This is a genomic window from Bdellovibrionales bacterium (assembly GCA_016714165.1).
Taxonomy (GTDB): domain Bacteria; phylum Bdellovibrionota; class Bdellovibrionia; order Bdellovibrionales; family UBA1609; genus JADJVA01.
On the sequence record JADJNU010000002.1, the window covers coordinates 401,525 to 423,172 of the forward strand.

General features: G+C 46.7%; 20 protein-coding genes, 1 tRNA gene and 1 pseudogene. 6 read left to right on the plus strand and 16 right to left on the minus strand.

Going from position 1 to position 21,648, the window contains the following annotated elements:
* Positions 1 to 97: 97 nt before the first annotated feature.
* Both IPJ71_13115 and topA read right to left on the minus strand, forming a co-directional pair.
* The gene (locus tag IPJ71_13115; protein ID MBK7844608.1) at positions 98 to 2,368 is read right to left on the minus strand and encodes a carboxy terminal-processing peptidase; all 2,271 of its coding nucleotides are present in this window, start codon (positions 2,366 to 2,368) and stop codon (positions 98 to 100) included.
* A 307-nt stretch (positions 2,369 to 2,675) separates the two neighbouring features.
* Positions 2,676 to 5,450, minus strand: coding sequence for a type I DNA topoisomerase (topA, locus tag IPJ71_13120; GenBank protein ID MBK7844609.1), 2,775 nt, complete (start codon positions 5,448 to 5,450; stop codon positions 2,676 to 2,678).
* Between the two features lie 229 nt (positions 5,451 to 5,679).
* Here topA and IPJ71_13125 point away from each other — a divergent pair, with 229 nt between their 5' ends.
* Positions 5,680 to 6,471: an HAD-IIB family hydrolase gene (locus IPJ71_13125; protein ID MBK7844610.1), complete on the plus strand. Its 792-nt coding sequence runs from the start codon at positions 5,680 to 5,682 to the stop codon at positions 6,469 to 6,471.
* 66 nt (positions 6,472 to 6,537) lie between these two features.
* Here the strand turns inward: IPJ71_13125 and IPJ71_13130 are convergent.
* The 3 genes and pseudogenes from IPJ71_13130 to IPJ71_13140 form a co-directional block, all read right to left on the minus strand.
* Positions 6,538 to 9,017 (minus strand): annotated as a pseudogene (locus IPJ71_13130) (RNA-binding transcriptional accessory protein).
* 94 nt (positions 9,018 to 9,111) lie between these two features.
* Positions 9,112 to 9,330 (minus strand): translation initiation factor IF-1, encoded by a 219-nt coding sequence (gene infA / locus IPJ71_13135; protein MBK7844611.1) that lies wholly within the window; start codon positions 9,328 to 9,330, stop codon positions 9,112 to 9,114.
* Between the two features lie 121 nt (positions 9,331 to 9,451).
* The gene (locus IPJ71_13140; protein MBK7844612.1) at positions 9,452 to 10,105 is read right to left on the minus strand and encodes a hypothetical protein; all 654 of its coding nucleotides are present in this window, start codon (positions 10,103 to 10,105) and stop codon (positions 9,452 to 9,454) included.
* A gap of 206 nt (positions 10,106 to 10,311) precedes the next feature.
* Between IPJ71_13140 and lpxD the strand changes: the two genes are divergently transcribed.
* From lpxD to IPJ71_13155, 3 genes are all read left to right on the plus strand, one after another.
* On the plus strand, positions 10,312 to 11,352 hold the full coding sequence (lpxD, locus tag IPJ71_13145) for a UDP-3-O-(3-hydroxymyristoyl)glucosamine N-acyltransferase (GenBank protein MBK7844613.1): 1,041 nt from the start codon (positions 10,312 to 10,314) through the stop codon (positions 11,350 to 11,352).
* Positions 11,353 to 11,373: 21 nt separating this feature from the next.
* Positions 11,374 to 12,996, plus strand: coding sequence for a methionine--tRNA ligase (gene metG / locus IPJ71_13150; protein MBK7844614.1), 1,623 nt, complete (start codon positions 11,374 to 11,376; stop codon positions 12,994 to 12,996).
* Positions 12,997 to 13,111: 115 nt separating this feature from the next.
* Entirely contained in the window at positions 13,112 to 13,474 is a 363-nt protein-coding gene (locus IPJ71_13155) for a hypothetical protein (protein ID MBK7844615.1), read from the plus strand.
* Between the two features lie 31 nt (positions 13,475 to 13,505).
* On the opposite strand, the gene IPJ71_13160 is transcribed toward IPJ71_13155, so the two are convergent.
* The 7 genes from IPJ71_13160 to rpmB all read right to left on the minus strand — a co-directional run bounded on the left by IPJ71_13160 (position 13,506) and on the right by rpmB (position 17,806).
* Positions 13,506 to 14,636: an RNA methyltransferase gene (locus IPJ71_13160; protein MBK7844616.1), complete on the minus strand. Its 1,131-nt coding sequence runs from the start codon at positions 14,634 to 14,636 to the stop codon at positions 13,506 to 13,508.
* 72 nt (positions 14,637 to 14,708) lie between these two features.
* Positions 14,709 to 15,053 (minus strand): hypothetical protein, encoded by a 345-nt coding sequence (locus IPJ71_13165; protein MBK7844617.1) that lies wholly within the window; start codon positions 15,051 to 15,053, stop codon positions 14,709 to 14,711.
* 116 nt (positions 15,054 to 15,169) lie between these two features.
* On the minus strand, positions 15,170 to 15,754 hold the full coding sequence (locus IPJ71_13170) for a hypothetical protein (protein MBK7844618.1): 585 nt from the start codon (positions 15,752 to 15,754) through the stop codon (positions 15,170 to 15,172).
* 135 nt (positions 15,755 to 15,889) lie between these two features.
* Positions 15,890 to 16,717: a carbon-nitrogen hydrolase family protein gene (locus IPJ71_13175; GenBank protein ID MBK7844619.1), complete on the minus strand. Its 828-nt coding sequence runs from the start codon at positions 16,715 to 16,717 to the stop codon at positions 15,890 to 15,892.
* A 4-nt stretch (positions 16,718 to 16,721) separates the two neighbouring features.
* Positions 16,722 to 17,102 (minus strand): hypothetical protein, encoded by a 381-nt coding sequence (locus tag IPJ71_13180; protein MBK7844620.1) that lies wholly within the window; start codon positions 17,100 to 17,102, stop codon positions 16,722 to 16,724.
* 144 nt (positions 17,103 to 17,246) lie between these two features.
* The gene (locus IPJ71_13185; protein MBK7844621.1) at positions 17,247 to 17,504 is read right to left on the minus strand and encodes a KOW motif-containing protein; all 258 of its coding nucleotides are present in this window, start codon (positions 17,502 to 17,504) and stop codon (positions 17,247 to 17,249) included.
* The gene (rpmB, locus tag IPJ71_13190) at positions 17,501 to 17,806 is read right to left on the minus strand and encodes a 50S ribosomal protein L28 (protein MBK7844622.1); all 306 of its coding nucleotides are present in this window, start codon (positions 17,804 to 17,806) and stop codon (positions 17,501 to 17,503) included. Before rpmB ends, IPJ71_13185 begins: the two co-directional genes overlap by 4 nt.
* Before the next feature lie 145 nt (positions 17,807 to 17,951).
* Here rpmB and rpsR point away from each other — a divergent pair, with 145 nt between their 5' ends.
* Complete coding sequence (gene rpsR / locus IPJ71_13195; GenBank protein MBK7844623.1) at positions 17,952 to 18,224, plus strand: 30S ribosomal protein S18; 273 nt, start codon at positions 17,952 to 17,954, stop codon at positions 18,222 to 18,224.
* A gap of 48 nt (positions 18,225 to 18,272) precedes the next feature.
* Here the strand turns inward: rpsR and IPJ71_13200 are convergent, their stop codons facing one another.
* The 4 genes from IPJ71_13200 to IPJ71_13215 form a co-directional block, all read right to left on the minus strand.
* Complete coding sequence (locus IPJ71_13200; protein ID MBK7844624.1) at positions 18,273 to 18,881, minus strand: hypothetical protein; 609 nt, start codon at positions 18,879 to 18,881, stop codon at positions 18,273 to 18,275.
* Between the two features lie 10 nt (positions 18,882 to 18,891).
* Positions 18,892 to 19,443: a hypothetical protein gene (locus IPJ71_13205; GenBank protein ID MBK7844625.1), complete on the minus strand. Its 552-nt coding sequence runs from the start codon at positions 19,441 to 19,443 to the stop codon at positions 18,892 to 18,894.
* A gap of 318 nt (positions 19,444 to 19,761) precedes the next feature.
* Positions 19,762 to 21,147: an alginate export family protein gene (locus tag IPJ71_13210; protein ID MBK7844626.1), complete on the minus strand. Its 1,386-nt coding sequence runs from the start codon at positions 21,145 to 21,147 to the stop codon at positions 19,762 to 19,764.
* Between the two features lie 131 nt (positions 21,148 to 21,278).
* Positions 21,279 to 21,470, minus strand: a complete 192-nt coding sequence (locus IPJ71_13215; GenBank protein ID MBK7844627.1) for a hypothetical protein — start codon at positions 21,468 to 21,470, stop codon at positions 21,279 to 21,281.
* Between the two features lie 96 nt (positions 21,471 to 21,566).
* On the opposite strand from IPJ71_13215, the gene IPJ71_13220 reads away from it, so the two are divergent.
* Positions 21,567 to 21,643 (plus strand) — tRNA-Pro (locus tag IPJ71_13220).
* Positions 21,644 to 21,648: the final 5 nt, after the last annotated feature.

Here is a 21,648-nt window from a genome sequence, read left to right on the forward strand (position 1 = left end):
TTGCACACTTGACATGACTACCTCTAAATATTTTCGTGGGACACGATCTATGTCCCACAGAGTTACCGATCCTATTCTTTCTTGTCAAAACCAATAGTCAGTTTGTTTTATCTTCTATTTTTGAGTTTCCAGGTTTGGCGCCTATTGTGACCGTAGGACTTGAATTGTATTCTGCTAACAGATCAGCAGCAATATCTACGGCTTCTTGAACATCAGGACGCTTAAGATACTTCTCCTTGCGCTGCTCTCTCGTCAAATTGGTATCCTCATCGTCAATTCCAGAAGAATCCGGATCCACAGCTTCTCCAGACGCAAGAGCAGGGATAGATTTCTCTGAAGAGTTGGGAGCTGAATTCGCTGGCTGACCCTTTTTGTCTCCGGCCACCTTGCCTGAATTATCAGACTTATCCGTTTTACTGCCCTTTCCGGACTTGTCTAACTTTCCGGGACCCTCGCCCTTTTTTGCCTGAGTCTTGAGTTTATACTGCTCGGCCACATCAATAATGTGTCCGCGCTTCTTCGCCTTAGCAATCTCTGTCTCGAGTTTCTTAAATTCCTCGCTCGACTTTATTCTCAAAGCCGACTTCCTTCGCAAAACCCCCATCAACTCAGGACTGACGGGTTTCCACGCTCCCTCCCCTTCAGCAACATAGGCTTTGCGCGAGAGAAACGGAGCAACTTGTTTTGGAGGCAAAGAATAGTCAAGATTCTTCTCTCCAATTTCATCTGTTGAGTAAGCACTCGGCATCACAACATCCGAATCCACTCCAACATGCTGAGTTGATTTGCCACCAGCAGTGAAGAACATACCCACCGTGGTTTTCATTGCTCCAAGCCCCTGAGGCAGTTTTTCAACTGACTGCACAGTGCCCTTTCCAAAAGTGTGGTCACCACCAACAATGACGGCTCTCTTGTAGTCTTTCAAAGCTCCAGATACAATTTCTGAAGCGCTTGCTGAAACCCGGCTAATCAATACGACCAGAGGTCCTGCCCAATCCACATCCGGATCCCTATCGGGAAGAACGAGTGGTTCCTGACTTTCGAGGTCTCGACTCGATTGCTTGACGACATTTCCAACTCTGAAGAAAAGACCGGCGATTCGTACGGCATCATCAAGCGAACCTCCACCATTGCCACTGAGATCCAGAACCATTGCATCGGCCTTTTTCTCACGAGCTTCTGCAAGGAGTTTTTTCATATCGTCAGCCGCCGAGCGTCCCTTTTTTCGGCTATCCGAATAAAACGAGGGAAGAGTTAACAGGGCAATTTTCTTCTTGTTCCCATTGAGCTCACGATCAAAATAAGAAATCTGCGCGGCTTCGTCTTCCAGCTTGATCTTGTCTCGAGAAAGAACGACTTGAAAGCGTTTGCTGCCATCAGCCTCTTTGCGAAGAATTGTGAGCTTAACCTTGGTGCCCTTCTTTCCTCGTATCAAACGCACAACATCTCTTAAATCCATTTCAATGACGTTTTGAGCTTCGCCCTCTTCGCCCTGGGTCACCTCAATAATCTTATCCTTGGGTTTGAGCTTTCCTGATTCGTAAGCGGCTCCTCCTGCAATGAGCTGCTCAATGACAGTAAAACCATCCTGAGAACTTAAAGTCGCACCTATCCCCTCCAACGACAAAGCCATCTGAATCTCAAAATCTTCGAGAGCATCCTTCGAAAGATATGAGGTGTGTGGGTCCAAGGCCCTCGCAAAGGAATCAAGATAATTAGACCAAACCTCTCGTTCCGGTGTTTCTTCAATTCGATGCAAAACTCTCTCGTAGTTTCTTATCACCCGTTGCTTGGACTCATCCAGAGACATATCTGAGGCCATATAGCTAGCCACTTGGTACTGAAGATAGTTTTCATGAAATGCATTTAATTCTGCCAAATTTTTTGGACGCTTGCGTTTCTCTGGGTCTAAAACAAACTTTATATTAGGGTTAAACTTAAACTTAGGACCCAGAGCCTTTTTAACGAAGGCCACTCTCTCTGCCATCCTTTTAACAAAAAGCGCATTTATTTTGGTGATGGCCGAACAATCGTTGACTCGCAATTTCTCAAATAAATGAAAGGTGAGATTGTTGACGTCAGCCTCATCTTTTTCAAAGAGGTACATTTTACTTCCATCGAGGCGCTTAATAAATTGATCCGTCGTTCGCCTTTCAAGATTTGGAGCACGAATGCTCGTAAAATTTATATGACGACTAAGGTAACGCTGCTGAATCTCATACAAGTGCTCACACCTTAACTCCAAAACCTGAGGGCTCATCAGCTGCGCCTGCACCAAGCGTGAACTGCTCGCAGTCGCACAGACGATGAACAAAACGGCCCAGACAGATCTCAAAAATTGGCCTGACCTCTGTATCTTCTGATTCATAGAATTCCTCGTTTGATAAATTGAATATCTCTTATCACTTCATCGGCAACAAGAACGCTAATCTATCGTATCATTTGTCCTTTATCAGCTACCTCGACAATTGACCAGATGATATCTTCTGAGCGCCCGCCATCTCACGATCGTTTGGGAATCGTTTGCTCAATTAGCCTGTCCTCCGGGGCAGAAAACAGAAGCAGCGCGACAATTATTATGCGGCGAGATAAGAATGGAGCCAAGATGGCAGATCACGTCGCATCATGTTGTCAATGTGGGCTTCGCATTGCATCACGTTACCGTTCCATTCAAATCAATCTCTTCGATCCACCTTCTCAGTGGATGCCCGGCGCACATAACTCTTTTTTGCGGGCACCGAAGGAATCTTTTCGCTCTCAAGCTCCTTGATTTTTGATCTTGATTTTGGCTTTGCTTTTGGTTTTGGTTTTGGTTTTGGCCTGCTCTCAGATTTTGCCACTGTGGCGACGCTTTTCCCTCTCGTTTTCTCGGCCTTTTTTACCGCCTTTTTATCTCCACCAAGTTTTTGGTTGATCAATCCCAAAGCCATTTCCAAAGTGAGTGATTCAGGGTTCATCTTCTCAATCAGCGAGGCATTTATTTTGCCACACTTCACATAGGGCCCATACTTGCCCGCAAACAAGTTAATCTCCTCTCCTGTCTCAGGGTGTTTCCCTAACTCCTTCAAAGGCTGCGCTTTGCCTCGAAGCTTTTTTTCCTGCGCAAGAAGCTCAAGCGCAAAGCCCAAGTCCACTTGAAAAAAATCCTGCGTTTTTGGCACAGACCGAAAATCTCCATCGTGCACAATGTACGGACCAAATCGTCCAAGCCCCTTTTTGATTTCCTTTTTTGTCTCTGGATGAAGCCCAAGTACCTTCGGCAATTCTAGCAATTGAAGAGCCTGATCAAGAGTCACTTTTTCGGGTGGAAGAGTGACAGGCAAAGCCATTCGCTTTGGTTTCTCATTCTCTCCCTGACTGTCACCCAGCTGCACATAGGGTCCGTATCGACCCGACAACACATAAACAGATTTTCCCGTCACAGGATCCTGTCCTAAGGCATCCGCCCTATTTATTTTTTGGTCGATCAGTTTGTTGGCAATTTCAGAAGTGATGTCTCCTGGAAATTGATTATCGGGCAAGGAAGCGCAAACTTCCTCTCCCGTTTTTGGCTCCACTCGACAAACATAGGCCCCGTAGCGCCCAATTCTGAAACTCAACTTTTCAAGGCCCTCTAAAACAATCGCACGCGAATCATCAGTTATCGATTTTTCCCTTTGGGCGACTTGGTTTCTAAGGCCACGATCTCCAAAGTAGACGCTCTTCAAATATTTTCTATGATCCAAGTCCCCTTGAGCCACTTCATCCAAGGATTTTTCCATCTCAGACGTGAAACTCACATCGACGTAGTCTGGAAGATGGTTGCTCAAAAGCTTTGATACCACTAGCGCGGTAAAAGTTGGAACGAGGGCATTGCTCACTTTCTTGACGTAACCCCGATCCTGAATCGTCCCGATGATGGCCGCATAAGTTGAGGGGCGCCCGATGCCTTCTTTTTCCATGGTTTGGACCAAAGTTGCCTCCGTGTATCTTGCGGGAGGTTTTGTCTCATGTTCGGTCGATTTTAAATCACGGCCGAGAATCGTTTCTCCCACTTTCAGGGGAGGTAAGCGCATTTCTCTATTGTCCAATGCAGCTTCAGGATCATCGCTCCCTTCGACATAGGCCTTTAGATATCCAGGAAATTCAATCGTCATACCTGAAGCCGAAAATACCGCATCTTCTACCGCGAATTTAACGCTCACTTGTTTCTGACGGGCATTGACCATTTGGCTGGCCACCGTCCGTTTCCAAATAAGATCATAGAGTTTAAACTGAGACCCGTCGAGTTCTGCATCCTCTGGTTTGATAAACTGGGTCCCGGCCGGACGAATAGCTTCATGGGCCTCTTGAGCTCCCTTCGCCTTTTTTCCTGAATAGTCACGTGGCGTATCGGGAAGATAGTCCTTTCCATACAAATCAAGGATACAGCTCCGTGCTGCCTCAATCGCCTGCTGAGAGAGGTTGGTAGAATCTGTACGCATGTAAGTGATAAAGCCTTTTTCGTAAAGCTTCTGAGCGAACTCCATGGTTTCGCGTGAACTGTATCCCAACTTGCGATTCGCTTCCTGCTGAAGGGTTGAAGTGATAAAAGGCGGATATGGTTTGCGCGAAACGGGTTTTTCTTCAACCTCTGAGACCTTAAACGGCTTTCCTTTGAGGTCATTCACTAGCTTGTCAGCAGCTGTTCGATCAAGGGCGACCACCGAAGAAGCTCTTTCAATTGAAAGCTTTCCAGTCCGACTGTCAAAATCCTTTCCAACAGCTATCTTTTTATCTCCCAGGCCAACCAAACGAGTCTCAAACTCAATTTTATCCTTTTCGCACTTCGATGATATTCCCCAATATTGAGATTTCACAAAGCGAATCCGCTGGTGTTCTCGTTCCGCAATCAGCCTCACGGCCACTGATTGAACTCTTCCAGCAGAAAGGCCATAGGCGACCTTCTTCCAGAGCAAAGGAGAAATGGTGTAACCCACCAAACGATCCAAAATACGACGTGCTTCCTGGGCTCTCACCAAATTATCGTCGATATCACGAAAACTACTCAGGGCCTTTTCGATGGCACCTTTTGTGATTTCATGAAAGACCATGCGTTTTATTGGAACGCGAGGTTTCAATACCTCAACCAAGTGCCAACTGATGCTCTCTCCCTCCCGGTCTTCGTCCGTTGCAAGAATGAGTTCGTCAGCATCCTTTAATCTGTCTTTTAATTCTTTGACAATCTTCAGCTTTGTTTTCGGAATGCAGTAAACAGGTTCAAAACCTTCGTCCACATTCACCCCAAGGCTGGCCCATTGCTCCTTTTTTACCTTTTCAGGAATATCCTTTGCGGATTGGGGCAAATCTCTGACATGTCCCATACAGGACTCGACCACAAATCCCTTTCCTAAAAATTTCCTAATCGTTCGCGCCTTTGTGGGCGACTCAACGATGACCAACTTGATCCCGGTATCAGGTGATTTTGCCATGAGTATTGTTATCTCCGATTTGACCAGAACCCCTTGCCGCACAAACTCTCAAGATATCTATATATAAACAATACAGACACGACGGATAACCAAGATCGGCGCAGGGCTCCTTATATTCTTTGATCTCTGGCAATAAGATAGGAGATGTCGCGAAATAGATTCAAGTCCTTATTGAGAAAAGGTAATATATCCTTTCATGACTCAGCGCAAACTCGACCTTGGAGCAGCCATGAAAAGCCTCGGCCACCTGGTGAACCACAAAATAAGGGTTCTATTTTCTGACATCGACGACACAATTACCACAAACGGGAAGTTAAGACCTGAAGCTTACAAAGCGATTTGGGATTTGCATGATCATGGCATCTTTGTCGTACCAGTCACGGGAAGGCCAGCGGGTTGGTGCGAAATGATTGCCCGATTCTGGCCCGTAGCTGGTGTCATCGGCGAAAACGGAGGCTTTTACTTTCGGTACTCGGCTGAAACTAAGAAAATGAAACGCTTCTTTTGCCTCGACGCAAAAACAAGGTCTGCTCATCAAAAGACGCTCGAAATAATAAGGGACGAGATTCTCAGGGAAGTTCCAGAGTCCGCCGTGGCCTCCGATCAATTTTCTCGTATCTGTGATCTTGCCATCGATTTTTGTGAGGATATCCCTCCCCTCAGCAATCAGGCCATCAAAAAAATCGTCTCGATTTTCGAGAAACATGGTGCGATAGCCAAAGTGAGTTCAATTCATGTCAATGGGTGGTTCGGAGATTACGATAAACTTTCCACTTGTCGAGAGTTCTGCCGCAATGAATTCGGTTGGAATTTGTCCGACCGCCTTAACGAAACAGCTTTTGTCGGTGACTCTCCCAATGATGAGCCCATGTTTTCATTTTTTAAGCATTCATTTGCCGTGGCAAATATCCGTAATTTTTTAAATGATCTTAAATATCTGCCCCACTATGTCACGACTGCAGAAGGCGGGGAAGGCTTTGCCGAGCTTGCAAACAGGCTGATTGCGACCAAACAAAGCTAACCAAATCCAAATCCAAACCCAAAACCAAATAAATCAAACACCACGAGAGCAACAAACGAAAGTGCCTTACCTCTCTCGTTTTGTGTTTCCTAATTGCAATGCAGCGAATGGATTATTAAACGGCTTTGCCGCAGGATGGCGCCCCTGTTGTTCACGATTGCGTTGCCTGTTATCGCCACCCTTGTGAGGAGCAGGCTTCTGTTGGCCACCAGCAGCTTTCGATCTGTCTCTGTCTCTGTTGTTGTTACTGTTATTGCTATTGTTATTGTTATTTTTATTATGACTGCCACGAGTGGCCGAAGCTCCAGCGGATCTACCTTCCTTCGAACGATCTGAACGGCGAGTCTCGGTTGGACGGGGCTCGGGTCTTCGCTCCGGCCTGTCTTCCAGCAACATCGTGAGAGAAATTTGATTTTTATCCTTGTCAACGCCCAAGACCTTTACTGTGACCTGATCTCCTGGCGCAACCACCTTTCGCGGATCGTCAACAAAACTATGTGCCAACTGAGATATGTGCACCAAACCATCCTGATGCACTCCAATGTCCACAAATGCTCCAAAGTTAGTGACATTCGTGACGATACCAGGGCACACCATGCCATCCTTCAAATCAGATACCTCATGAATATCCTCTCTGAATTGAAATATCTTAAAAATATCCCGAGGGTCCCGCCCCGGCTTTTTAAGTTCTTGAGTAATATCATCAAAAGTAAATTCACCGATCAACTGCGCCCACTTTGGCTTCAGTTTTTCTAAGTTCGCAGCACTCTCGCCTGCCAGCTGACGCGGCGTAAGACCCAATTCATGGGCCATGTCCCGAACTGCTTGATACCTTTCGGGATGGATCCCTGTTTCGTCTAAGAACGACTTGCCCCCACGAATCCTCAAGAACCCGGCTGCTTGTTCAAAGCCCTTTGTGGAAAATTTAGTCACATTCAAAAGATCTTGGCGATCTTGAAAAAGGCCATTTTTTTTCCGGTGTTCAACAATATTTTTGGCAAGGGCAGGACCGATGCCCGATACGTACTGAAGTAAGGACTCGGAGGCCGTATTCAGGTCAATTCCGACCTGATTCACGCAGCTTTCAACAACGTCATGCAAAGATTTCTTCAGTTGCACTTGACCCACATCATGCTGGTACTGACCGACTCCGATGCTCTTGGGATCAATCTTTACAAGTTCCGCCAGAGGATCTTGCAGCCTTCGTGCAATTGAAATCGCTCCACGAACTGTGATATCCAATTCAGGAAATTCTTCGCGTGCCACATCAGAAGCTGAATACACGCTGGCACCAGATTCGTTCACCATGATGACCGGTACGTCCGAACCAAGATCCTTCAATACCTTTCGAATAAACGACTCGGCTTCTCGCCCACCCGTTCCATTTCCAACTGCTATGGCTTCAATTTTGACCTGTTTAATCACTTCTCCAAAAAGCTTTTTCGCCGTTTCCTCAGCCCCATCTCCATGAACCTGAAGCACCGTTGATGACATATAAGAACCTGATTTATCCAGAAAGACCAGTTTACATCCAGTTCGAATACCTGGATCCACCCCGAGAACGACCCGGGCACCGTAGGGCTCGACATCAAGACCTTACGAAGATTTTCTGCAAAAACAAGAATTGCATCCGAATCCGCCTTCTCTTTGAGTAGCCGATGAACCTCATTTACGATTGATGGAATCACATGAACTTGCAAAGCAACTTTCGCCGCTTCCATCAAAAAAGCCTCAGCAACATGAGCCTTCGAAGAACATGAAGCCCTCTCGAAATAGGATAACATCTTCGGCTCGTCGGCCTCGATGGAAACCTTGAGCTCTTCTTCCTGCCAGCCACGCCGAATCGCCAAATAGCGGTGGGAAGCCTTCGCCTGCTGAAGATTCTTTACTGACTCCTTAAAATCGGCATACATGTCAAATTTGGAGTGCGGTTTAAACTTCGTTGATTTTACGGAGGTAACAACGCCATGGGTCATAAACTCAGCACGGACTAACTCTCGAAGTTCAGTGCTGTTGTTCAGGCGCTCGACAACAATATGCTGGGCTCCCCTCAATACTTCATCGTAAGTGGCGTAACCGGCCATGGGATTAATGAATTCTTTGGCCTTTACTTCGAGTGCTACGTTGCCCGCACTCTCACCGTGCCCAACGGCCCACAGCCAATCTGCCAGAGGCTCCAATCCCGCCTCACGAGCCAGAGTTGCCTTGGTTTTCTTTTTTCTTTTATAAGGTCGGTAAAGTTCCTCGATGTCTCCCAAATCCCAAGAGTTTTCTATTCTCTCTTTCAGTGCCTGTGTCAGATTTCCTTGTTTCTCTATCTCAGATAGGACGAAACTTTTTCGTTTTACCACCTCAGTCCAGGTCGCAAATGAATCCAAAATGCCCCGTATTTCCACCTCGTCAAGGTTTCCGGTCTTTTCTTTGCGGTACCGAGCCATGAAAGGAACGGTAGCCCCCTCGGCACTCAATTCAAGAACGGCCTGAATGGACCTCTCACCGATTTTAGGAAACGATTTATGAAAATAAACTTTGTAGCTCTGATCCAAAAGAACAGCCATAATTCACTCAATTATTATAGTTATTATTTGATAAGGACTATGAACAAAAAGATGAACTCCATCAGCAATCATAATCGCAACATCACTTATGACGGTACATGATCAGTCCGTGAGAAGGATCGTAGGGAGATACTCCAACGGTCACTTTATCTCCAACGACGACCCGAATATTAAAGCGTCGCATCTTTCCACAGAGTTTCGCCGAAATCTGAACATCGTTCTCTAACTTAACTTTGTAGATACCGCCGGCTGCAGCATCCACAATTTGTCCTTCCAATTGCGCCAAGTCATCTTTTGCCATGCAGGTACTTTTATCCTTATCTAAATCTAAAAATTCAAAAACCTCTAAAACCGATTTTAAATAACAATGAAACCGAACTGATTAAATCCAACTTAACGCAGGACAGGAAAGAGCGCCGAACTTATCGGTAATTAGAAATCAAATACCGAACTCCATCCTTAAACAAAACCTCAAGACGATCATTTTTATTCGCCAAAATATATCCCCACCCCAAAACCTTGTGGTGGATGGCCGTCTTCGCCTCGTAGGTCCCGCGCATGCTATAGGGTGCTGACTCGATATCTTTTGCCTTACGGTTCAAAGATGTCCACTTCTGTGCTAGCCGACCCAACTTCTCCGAAGCTTGCGACTTGGACCGCCCTGTCTTTACTGCCACATCGACTTCAGCGTTTACTTGTGTTTCAACCTCAAGGCAAGGATCATTCGCAGCGAGATCCGTTACTTTTTCTCCAGATCGATTGCGATTCACAGTCTCCTTGCCCCGTCCCCTCTTAACCCTAGCCTGGGATTTGCCTAAAACCGCTGCCTTGGAGCTTCGCTCGGACACTGGCTCTGCTTTTCTTGGCTTCTCTTTTTTAGTGATACCGATTTTCGCCGCCTGTTTTGCGCTTGGATGTGGGGACTTCCCGTCTCGAAGAGCCTTCGCCAACGACTTCTTGGCTTTTTCTAATGGCTTAGCCGCAGCTGAAAGCTTTGACTTGACCTGCCCACTTGGCTCGCTCGATTTCTTTTTAAAAGTCTCTTTGCTCTTCGACATCTTCTCTTTTGACGGCATCGTTAATCTTTCCGGTAGCTGTCACCTCATACCGCAATTTCAATTAAATGGGTAGATTCAAAGACGGTAAAAATAGAACTCCCAGAATCCCTTCGCAAATTAATGCTTTGTTTCACCGATTGTGACTGACCTGAGCTTACTGTTAGAATAGCCATTTTTTCAAAGACCTTATGAGGTTTTGTTTGGGAATAATACTTGGCGACATAGTGAAAAGGTTTTCAGATCTCCTCGAACTTCGCCGAGGATCGCCTAAAACCGAATTGACCCGAATCACCGATCCTGGTTCAGGAGAGACGGGCTCAATCGCCTTTGCATCAGCCCCCGAACATTTTAAAAAGCTGCGAGCCGGAAATCCTTCCACAGTGGTCATCCCAAAATCAGCAGAGCTTCAGATGAACGATATTCCTGAAGGAACTTCGGTCGTTCTGAGCCAAAATGTGAAACTTGCGATGGCCCTCGTCGCCAAAGAATTTTTTCCCCATCCGATGGCGAAACAGGCCTACGGAGACGAAGGGGTGCACCCCAGTGCCGTGGTCGATCCAACGGCCCGGATCGGCCATCGAGTTAGGATTGGCCCCCACTCCGTCGTCGGCCGAAATGTCATTATTGGCGACGACGTATTTATTGGTCCTCATACAGTGGTCGAAGCCGGCTCAATCCTCGGTTCGGGAACTTATCTCCATGCTCAGGTTTATATTGCCTACGAGACCCACATTGGCCGTTACTGCGAAGTTCTCCCTCAATCGAGTCTTGGCTCGGAGGGTTTTGGTTACGCGACCGACGCTAACGGACAACATCACCGAATCACACATTACGGGCGTCTTATCTTGGAAGATTTCGTTCACGTAGGTTCTTGTGTCTGCATTGACCGGGGGACTTTCAAAGACTCCGTGATAGGGTCAGGAACAAAAATTGATAATCTCTGCCATCTCGGACATAACATCACGACAGGAAAAAACTGTTTTATCACCGCTGGATTTATCTCGGCTGGATCAGCGACCTTGGGCAATAACAATTTTATGGGAGGGCGAACCTCGGTCGCCGGACACATCGTCATCTGCGACAATGTTCAAGCCGCAGGGGTGTCAGCCATTCACAAAGATGTCCTTAAACCCGGAGCCTACGGAGGATATCCCTTTATTGCGCTCAAGGATTTCTTAAAAGTACAGGCCTCCCTGGTTCATTTGCCTCGGATGCGCCGCAATCTTTCTCGAATAATGAATAAGCTGGGCCTGACAGACGAGTAAGACTAAGGAATACTAGGGAAAATGGAAGTCATCGAAATACACTCAGATGACAGACCCGCGATTCAGAGAGACTCAAGAAAGGTTCATTCCATGAAGCGATTCTACATCACGACTCCGCTCTACTATGTTAATGACCGTCCCCATATAGGAACGGCCTACACCACTGTTATCGCCGATGTTTTGAATCGCTATCACCAGCTGTTCGGCGAGGAAACTTTTTTTCTCACTGGAACAGACGAGCACGGTCAAAAGTGCCAACAAGCCGCCGAAAAGAGAAATTTAACTCCGCAGGCCCATTGTGACGACATGGTTGAGAACTTTAAAGCGGCCTGGCACAGCCTGAATATAAAATACGACGTATTTTTCCGAACCACCGACGACTATCACAAATTAGCCGTCCAAAAAATTCTGGGAGAACTTCACGGGCGAGGTGATATCTACGAGGCCACTTACGAGGGCTGGTACTGTGTCAGCGAAGAAATCTTTTACACCGAAAAAGAAGTCGTTGATGGGAAAAGTCCAACAGGTAAGGATGTTCAGCGAATTTCTGAAAAGAATTATTTTTTCAAAATGTCCAAGTACCAAGACGCTCTCATCGACCACATTCAGGATTATCCCGAATTCATTCAACCGGAAAGTCGCAGAAACGAAGTCCTCGGTTTTTTGAAAAAGCCTCTCGGTGATTTATGTATCAGTCGTCCAAAGAGTCGCTTGAGCTGGGGAATTGAAATCCCTTTCGATCACAACTACGTCACCTATGTGTGGTTTGATGCATTGCTTAATTACGCGACGGGCGTGGGTCTGCGGCAGGAGGGAAAAGAGCCTCAATTCGAAAAATGGTGGATAGAGGCGAAGCCAATCCATATTCTCGGAAAAGACATTATCACCACTCACGCCGTCTACTGGACCACCATGCTTCTTGCCATTGGCCTCCCCCTTCCCTCAACAATTTTTGCTCATGGGTGGATTCTCAACAAGGACAACGCTAAGATGAGCAAATCCTCAGGGGAAGTCATTGATCCCTTGAGTATGAAAGACCTGGTTGGAGTGGACGCCTTCAGGTATTTTCTTGTTCGTGACATCCATTTTGGCAATGATGCTCCCTTTTCTCAAAGCCTGCTGATCAATCGGGTCAATACCGATCTTGCCAATAATCTTGGAAACCTTCTCAGTCGCACTGCCAATCTGATTGCCAAGTTTTTTGACGGAAAGGCTCCTCAGTCTTCAGGTCAGGACGAGAAATCTCAAAATGTCAGGGCGATTGCGTTGGCAACAGCGGGGGAAGTTCGCCGTGACATCGAAAGGCTAGCACCCAGCTATGCCCTTGAACACATCGTCAAACTTCTCAATGAAGCCAACCGGCATCTGGAAGAGACGGCTCCATGGAAGCTTGCCAAAGAGAACCTGGAAGCTGCGGGCCAATCTCTTTATACGGCCCTTGAGTGTTTGAGAATTTCGGCCATTCTGCTGCATCCGGTCATGCCTTCGAAAATGGAAGACTTGCTGGATCGACTCGGAAAAGCCAAAAATGATTTTTCTCTGGCGTCCAAGTGGGGAATCATCCCAAAAGGGGCCCCTATTTTGAAGGGCGATCCTCTGTTTCCTCGATTGGATAACCTGGATAATATTGGCTTGGAATCATAGATTTGAACCCTTAGAAACTGCTGGCCAAGAAGTCATCTTTAATTCATAACCTGGAACAATTGCTGGAATCACCAAAAGAAACTGGTCAACCCAAGTCACTCCCAAGGAGGCGCTCGTGAGTTATACCTTTTATATTTGTCTGCATCTCATTGGTCTTATTTCTCTGTTTTATGCGCTTGGAGGCGTTGCCCTCCACCTCAAAAATGGGGGAACAAGAGATTTTAAGCACCGCCGCTTTATCATGATCACACACGGGGTCTCTTTGGTTGTGGTTTTCATTTCTGCCTTCGGCTTGCTCGCCCGAATTGATATCACCTGGCCATGGCCTCTCTGGGTATGGGGGAAAATAGCCTTATGGCTTTCTTTTGGCGGAGTCGTTCGACTTTTTTTCAAAAAGCCTCAGCTTGCCGGAATTTTATACTTTGTCGTCTTGGCATTGGGAGCTTTGGCCGTGCTCTTGGTTGAATTAAAGCCCTGAACCACAAGGCACTGTATCCCTTTTGGAGAACTCAACGAATGTTGTATTCTAAAAAGCGACAGTCGAGATTTCCATTGTAGACTTTTATTTTTCGCTCGGCCTTCAACCTCATTGCTCCCGTTAACTCTTCATTGCCTGAAAGCAAAAATAGTTTCCAGCCCTTGAAGTTTTGTTTGAGAGAGAAGGCCAAATCCCTGTAGACGTCTTTCAAATCCTCGCTGACCCCCATGCGTTCTCCGTACGGGGGATTGACAATGATAATTCCCGGAGACGCGCCGGGAATCGCTTGAAGGGTCGTCACATTGCCTTTTTCAAAGATAATGGACTCTCTGACTCCTGCAGCCTCCGCATTTTTTTTAGCTGATATCAGAGCCTTATTATCACGATCATAACCATAAAGCTTAGCGGGAATCGTGTCGAATTCGCCTTCGACGACCTCATCTAGGACCTGTGACCAAACTTCTGGCTGAAAAGTCAAATGACCTTGAAAGGCAAAGTGCTTCCGAAATGTACCAGGCGCGACATTGAGAGCTTTGAGAGCCGCCTCGGTCAGAAAAGTTCCGGATCCACACATGGGATCGAGCAAGGGCACTCTTCCGTCCCATCCCGTCATCGCGAGGAGCCCCGCTGCCAAGTGCTCACGAATCGGAGCCTCCACGGCATGTTTTCTGTAACCACGAATTGAAAGACTATCTCCAGAAGTGTTAATGGCAACTGACACCGTATTTTTTAACACGCGAACCACAATTTCTAGGTCCGGATTGTCCCTTTCAACATCTGGACGAATCTCAAATTTCTCCCGAAATTGGTCCACAATTGCGTCTTTGGTCTTCATGGCCACAAGACGCTGATCCTGCAGCGCACTCTCTCGAGTGTGGGCATCGACAGAAATAGTTTGATCAGGCCTAATATATTTCGTGAAATCATGTTTACGCAGATTATGATAGAGATCCTCTGGCTTATAAGCCGGAAAGTCGAGAACCGGCAACAAGATCTTAGTTGCCGTTCGCAAACAGAGGTTGGCTCGATAGCAGCCGGCCCAATTGGACTCAAAGCTTAAGCCTGTTAAGTCCTTCTCAATAACCTTAAACCCTAAATCATTCAGTTCTTCTTCAAGAACGTCACGAAGCCCTATCGATGTGAGCGCTAAAAACTTTGCCATAGCATCCCCTATCCCTTTTCATATTGAATTGCAAAGATTTGGGACCTTTGGGGAAGGATTACAAGAGACTAGTTACTCATCAGCTTGAGGTTCCTCGTCATCTTGAATCTTGATTTTTAGGACCTCAGATTGAATAGCTTTGACGTTTATTTTTCTCTCGGGAACAAGAAGAGTGGCCTGAACTTGGAGATTCTCCTCGTCTGCGCCACCTGGATAGGTTCGATTTTTCGCCCTTTCTCTCATTGCCTCCGCATCGATCTTGGTTTGAGCTGTCGCAGATCCAAAAGAGGTAAGCCGGAAATTCTTCGAGGCCAGAAAATGAGAACGCAGAAGCAGAGAACTGAAGCTCGTATCCTCCGCCAAACCACAGACTAATACGATAACAAAAAGCAATGCGTACTTCAAAGGACCATTCATTTGGGACCCTCCCTCATTTGCTGGCTCAGACTCAGGCATGGGCTCAGACTCAACAAGTGATTCTATCACTGACTCCGCCAGGCGAAAATCAGAATTGCGTGTAAATAAGGAAATGGCTATTTCTTTTTAGAAGAAGGTTTGCGAGGGTTCGCCTTGGCTGTCTGCGCAGCTTTGATCTTCTTTTTTGGCGACTTTGTCGACGAAAGAAGCGTCTTTTTGCCGCCTTTTTCTGAAGAGGCAGATTTTACTCCAGGTTTTTTTAACTTGTTGTCTGGCAAATTCACAGCGGGGTTTTGAGAAGGTTTTGCGGACTCTGCCGCTTGTGCCCGAGCGACGCTTTCTTCATTTTTTCGCTTTTTTTCCATTTCCATTTCATATCGAAGGCGCAGTTTTTGGTTTTCCTGCGCCATTTTGACTTTCTCGCGATCATCTGGAGTGAAGGGTCTCTGCACCTGCCCCTGAAATCCATCAAACGCCTGGGGAGCCAAGGGGGAAGGCGGTTCGGCCCCTTCCTTCAAACTCATATTTGCCTCCGGCTGCACTTGCTTGGCTTTCTCGATTCGCTGTTTCACGGCTTCAGTGATCGGATTGACGGCTTCAGTCGCAGTTACTTTTTCCTCGGCAAAACTCAGGAACGGGGGCGCCAGGAGGACCAAAAAGCTACCTAAAAATGAGATAGAAAAAGAAGTCCAAAATTTCATTGCTCTCTCTTCGGATTTTCAAATGCAGAACTGATTGGACCTTTGGTCCTGATGTCCTGCCTAATCTGTTAAACCTCATTGGGGATCAAAGGCGACGGTGATTCTTCATCGGAATTTGATTGCGCACAGAGCTAATTAGCAAGGGATCAAGAGTGCTCTCAATGATCTGAGGGGACTCATCTCCTTCATTTTTGCCTGAGATAAGACGACTCCCCAAGGATCTACGATCATCGTGTGCCCCCAGGTCTTTCTGAGATCACCCCGACTGTTCTGGTGGCTTCCTCCCTGGGCCGGAGCTAAAACGTAGGCCTGACTTTCGATGGCCCTTGCTCGCAGCAAGACCTCCCAATGAGCTCGTCCTGTCGGAACCAAAAAAGCTGAGGGGACCATCAATACATCAACTTGACTCCTCGCATAATTCAAGAACAGTTCAGAAAAACGCAAATCATAACATATTGATAGGCCTATTTTCCAACCATCTATGTCGATGACTTTCGGCTCGGTTCCAGCCGTCAATTCATCCGATTCACGCGTCTGCTGAACTCCCAAGACATTCACATCAAAGAGGTGGATCTTTCGATAGACGACCTCGGGGCTCTGATCAGCTCTGAATCGAACCGTTGCGTTTACGGTCCGACCGTCCTCCTCTAAAAGTGCCGTGGTGAGGAAAATGTCGCAAGCATGAATTCGACAGAACTCCGTTAGTCGTAAAAACACAGGATCTTGAAGTCTTGGAGCCTGTAATTTGGCTTTTCGATCCAAGCGCATAAAGAGAGAATTCTCTGGAAATGCGATCAGTCGAGCCCCCCCTCGTTCAACTAAGCTCTTCAATCCAGAAAAAATTCTCTCTTCGTTGAGTGCCATGTCATCGACTGAGGTGAGCTGAAAAAGACAGACTCTGAGTGGCTTAAGCCCATCCCCAAGAACAGTGCCTTTTGAGTCGTTCTCTGTCTTGTTGTGCATGGAGTTACTCAGTCTTGACAGCCGATGGCTCCGGCGTAGGGGAAATAGAAGACTTCGCTGTAATATCCTGACACTTCCAGTCCGCTACCTCCAAATTGCGACGAATATTTTCAGCAAACCGGAGACAACTGGACACGTTAATTCCAGAGCCCACGCTGCGGTCTACCCCCGATTTGGTGTAAACCGTCTCGCATGTCCCCTTGTCTGTGGATGCGCGTCCAACTCGAATAGTACGAATCATTTTTTTGTTGCGACAGAGAAAATAGGTCGACGTCTCCTCCGCAAAAGCAGAATTCGAAGCCACCCACAGAGAGGCAGAAAACAAAAAGAAAAACAAAAATATAATGGAAAACACCCAAACGCGGGGATTTTTCGTCCAAGCCATAGGCGTCAGAGTAACAAAGTGCGACTTGAAGCTCAAAACAATTATGAGCACAAAGCCACAAAGCCACAAAGCCAATAAAAAGGCCAACCTTAACGATTAGCCTAAATAAAAGCCAGATGACTTTATTTTCGAGGTGACCACCCTTTACTTACGAGCGGAAACCTTCTTTTTTGCTGTTTTCTTTGCGGCTGCAACCTGTTCAACCAATTTGACGTTCGAGTAGTTCAAATAGCCTTCCAAGGTCTTAAGTCCGTCCTTCTTATCAAAGTGAGTCTGCATCCTCACGCCCTGAACGCGGACAAGCAGCTTACCAGGATTAATTTCCAAAACAGAACCGCGTTTGCCTTTGTCTGCTCCGGCTATCACTTCAACGGTTGCACCCTTTTTTATTTTCAATTTCATTTCTGGTCCCCTTTAGCGGGTCGATTGAGTTTCTTCATGATCCGACCCTTAATTTCCAATGCTCGCTTAGAGAGCACCTTGTCAGGCTGATTCAAAATAAAAGTATCAAACCCACCCACATGTTCTAGAGATCTGATCGTTCTGACTGCCATCTTGAGACTCACCAAGGAATTCAATGATCGGCTAAATACGCGTTTTTGCTGAACATTAGGGAGCGCTCGAGATTTAGTTTTGATATTTGAATGGCTCACCAAATTTTTAACAATGGGGCCTTTTCCGGTCAATTCACAGCGAGACATTATAAACTCCTCATCAGCTGGGCCTTCGCAATTTTCAAGAAGGACAATCTATATTTAAAAAGGCCCTTGTTGGCAACCGATTTCTATCGTATAGAAACCCCATACTCTGAGTGCAGAGCAATTATCATAAAGTTATAGGTGAAACGTAATGGTTAAAAGAAATATGAGGACGAAGTTTCGTCCCGAATTCCCTGGTGATTTTAACTTTGACTATAAAGATCCAGTCACACTTGGTCGATTTTTGATGGAAGGTGGCAAAATCATCCCTTCTCGCATCAGTAAACTGAGCTTTAGCCAACAAAAGGCTGCCGCTGCTGCCGTTAAAAGGGCACGTAACCTGGCTCTATTGCCCCAGGGAACAATCGCCTATGACGCAAACTATCGCGCCGAAGCCATCTCTCCAAGACCTTTTGAAATTTAGAAGTAACATTTAGACTGAAACAGGGAATCGGTTTTTTTGAACCTTTCCCTATCGATAGGCCTCGCAGTTAGTGGAGAGTAGCATCATCTCCCAGCCTGTGGCTCGATCAAGCTTATCTATACCGGGCAGGTTCTTGAACATCTTCTCCCGAAACTGCTCCCAGTTTGAATTTCCATATAAACGTTCTGCGGCCCTTTTCAGCCGGCAATACAGCAAGACATCGGGCGGCTCCAACCAGTTCAGCTTGTTGTGATAGACCTCGGGCGGTTTTTGACCCCAGGCCAACCGGGTCAGTAGGTCCAATGAATCCCAGAGGGTCTGCCGGATCTTTGTGTCTCCTCCAGCTTGCCCAGAACATTCAGGCGGAACTGAATCCAAATCTTTTAGAAGAGTCTTAAGTCGAAAAAAGAGCTCATAACAGCCGCCAGGGCTATTGCTGGTTTTACATCGATACATATCCAGCTCAAAATTTGTGGTTTTCTTTATTTTGTCCTTCGGGTCTAAATAGATAAAGTTCATTTGTGCGTTCTTAAAGGAGTCCAGCTGAGAATCGCAGAGAGTGTGAGGAGGATTCATCGTGACGATGACGAAGATTCCCCCAATAATGGCCGCTGCCGCGAGAATGTTCTTGGGAAGGTTGGAAATAAAACGATCCAAGTCATCCTCGCTATTTTACAAGTTTACCGCAAGATCCATACTTCTCGGGGTGTATGGGGTTACCCGGCTTGTAGCTCTTTTGCATCCAAACAGATTTATCTGAGGGGCAAAAAAAGATACGGTATTCCTCAAGCTTATAAACCTTAGCTATTTGAACCAAGTGATTGAAGGCTTCTTTAAGACTATCCCTTCTTTTCTCTCCCGACCTGTTGAGCGTCATCATTAGGTGGCTAGATGCAGCATCTAACATCCTGTCAAGGTGAGGTTTTTGATCCCTGGCCAATTTGGATTTCTGCCCGGCTTTTTTTAGGTTTTCAAGGAGTGCCCGAATCGAGCGATCAACCTGTTTGCTGTTTTTTGAAAGACAAGATTTATGCAAGTTGTCTGTGGCTTTCAGCACGCCATTGAGTTCCCTCTCGAGAGATCCTTTGACATCAATCTTCCCGTATTTTCCCTTCGCGGCGCTCGATGATTGAGAACCCACCAAAATTACAAGTATCAGACCAGAGGTCCAACTCAAGCAAGGCAGAAGCTGAAGCCATATTCCTTTCAAGCATTCCATGATCTGCGCTTGATTCTCCTTCTGATCTCGACCCAAAGGCCGACCACACATCCATGTAAATCTGTGTACATCTATATAATCTCCATAGCCTGCTACCCTACAATCGGCTTCCTGGGAACAATTCTATCCATATTAAGATCAGATTTTTTAACAGATGGCCAAAAGACCAGATGAACTGCGTTATTCTATCGCCTTCAGTCTGCCGTGAGAACGAGGCAAAGAGGGCAAGGCCCCTCCCAAAATAAGAGAGCCAGACCTTAAGTCCGGCTCTCTATCGACTTCTCTTCATTTCTCAACTTATCGCCAAAAAAGCGATTCTTAGAAAGCCATTTTGCCTTCAAGAAAGAATTGGGTGTAGGCGTCGCTTGTTGTGCTCGCATACTCGGCACCTGGGCTGAACATTCCCGCACGAGCTGTGATAGTGAGTCCGCCTTCATATTTTTTTGCTACGGCAAGATCTAACTCGGTGCCGAGGGCATTTTCGGTGGCGGCAGTTGCGGCAGCAGTCCCTGAAAAGGCATTGGTTCCAGGAGTTGTCGATCCCGTTTTCTCAGTTTGGCTAAATATCAAATATTGGGCTGCAAAGCTAAGGTCATCCATGATGTCCATGGTGTATCGCAATTGCATATAGGTCAGGTTGCCCCAAAGGTAAATATCCATCCATCCTGCGTTGTCGTGTTTGTCATAAAAGTAAGGGTCATAAGTAGTTAACTTATTATCAGTAACGCCATCCTTGTCTCCCGTGTCTGTGTGGTAGAGAAAAGAAATCCGGCTATTCATCCAATCAGGTAAACGATACCCAAGCTCAGCGTCAATCATACTACCTTCGCGGTCAGTTGTTGTCCCGGCAGCTGTCAGATCGCTAAACTTTCCTGTGTGAGCCGCATAAGTCAGTCGGTAATCCACGTTCATGGCGTCACCCGAAACGACGAGCCCGTACCTCATTCGGCTTTCTTTGGGAATGGATGCAGCAGATATAGCTGGAGTGGTGGCAGTAGCTGGAGCAGCCGGGATCAAGGTCCCTGAATTGTCTGCATCTACATTCACTTGGATCACATGAAGATTGACCATTTTCAAAAATTCAGGAAGCGTCTTCCAGTCCACATTCAATCCATAGGAATTGATCTCTGGGTCGGAAACGCTGGGGCCGGAAACGCTGCTGCCTAAGAGCTGTGCAAATTTCACCCCGTAAGCGTTGAATCGTGCAAACTCCTTATCCCAAGTAAACAACACACCCTCAAAAGCGTTGGGAGTTGGTCCCCAGTCATTGACTCCGATCACTCGGCCATCGGCCATCGCCAAGGCACCTCGACCAAAGCGAATCAATAACTCATTGGAAGCCATCCACGACCCATAGGCTTCATTCACAAGCACAAGATTTTCGCCATTGTCTGTTCCGTCCATTTTTCCCAAACCAGAGTCTCCCGTCTCTGCAGAGGCTGGTGCCTGATAAAGACCTGAATGTCCCCAAGTGGAGTTGTGAAGCAATGTCAGTTGCCCTGTTAATTTCTCACCCGAGCGAAACGTCGAACCTAACTTAAATCTCTGCATCCAATCGTTTGTGCTTCCTTGGCCACCTGATACACCATCTTTGTCCTGATCCACCTGGTAGCGAAGTCGATATTCAGCACTGTGTGCCAGTTCACCTGCTTGGGCGCTTGGCAATAGCGCAAGCGCAGCGAGCAATCCTACTAATTTCTTCATGTGTTTCTCCTTGTTGTAATCTTGCTGTTGCCTAGTTCATCTATGCCCCAGCTTAATGCTTCAGTATCTCCAAATGGAATTCTCCGGACCCCTTCTCTAGCCAATCCTCAAACTCCATTCCAAACCCGATTTCAAACCGAGGCCTCACCCACATGCCCAGCAGTTATGCCGCTTGGCCTAGCCTCTTTATCCTTAAGTCCAAGCTTGTCTGAGATTAATCCATCGACCGTTCTGGACTGCAACGATTTTGTTTGAGATGCCCATCCTCCATTGAGGCGCAATGCATAAAGCCATTCGTTTGAAATTCGATCACTTAAATGCACTTCATTTTCAAAGATTTAACTGCTAGCGTCGCTTTGGAGTAATTGACAACAAATGTTAATTCGCCTATTGATCCTCAAAAGAAAATAGCCAGTCGTCGGGGAGTAGCGCAGTCTGGTAGCGCATCTGGTTTGGGACCAGAGGGTCGCAGGTTCGAATCCTGTCTCCCCGACCAATTTC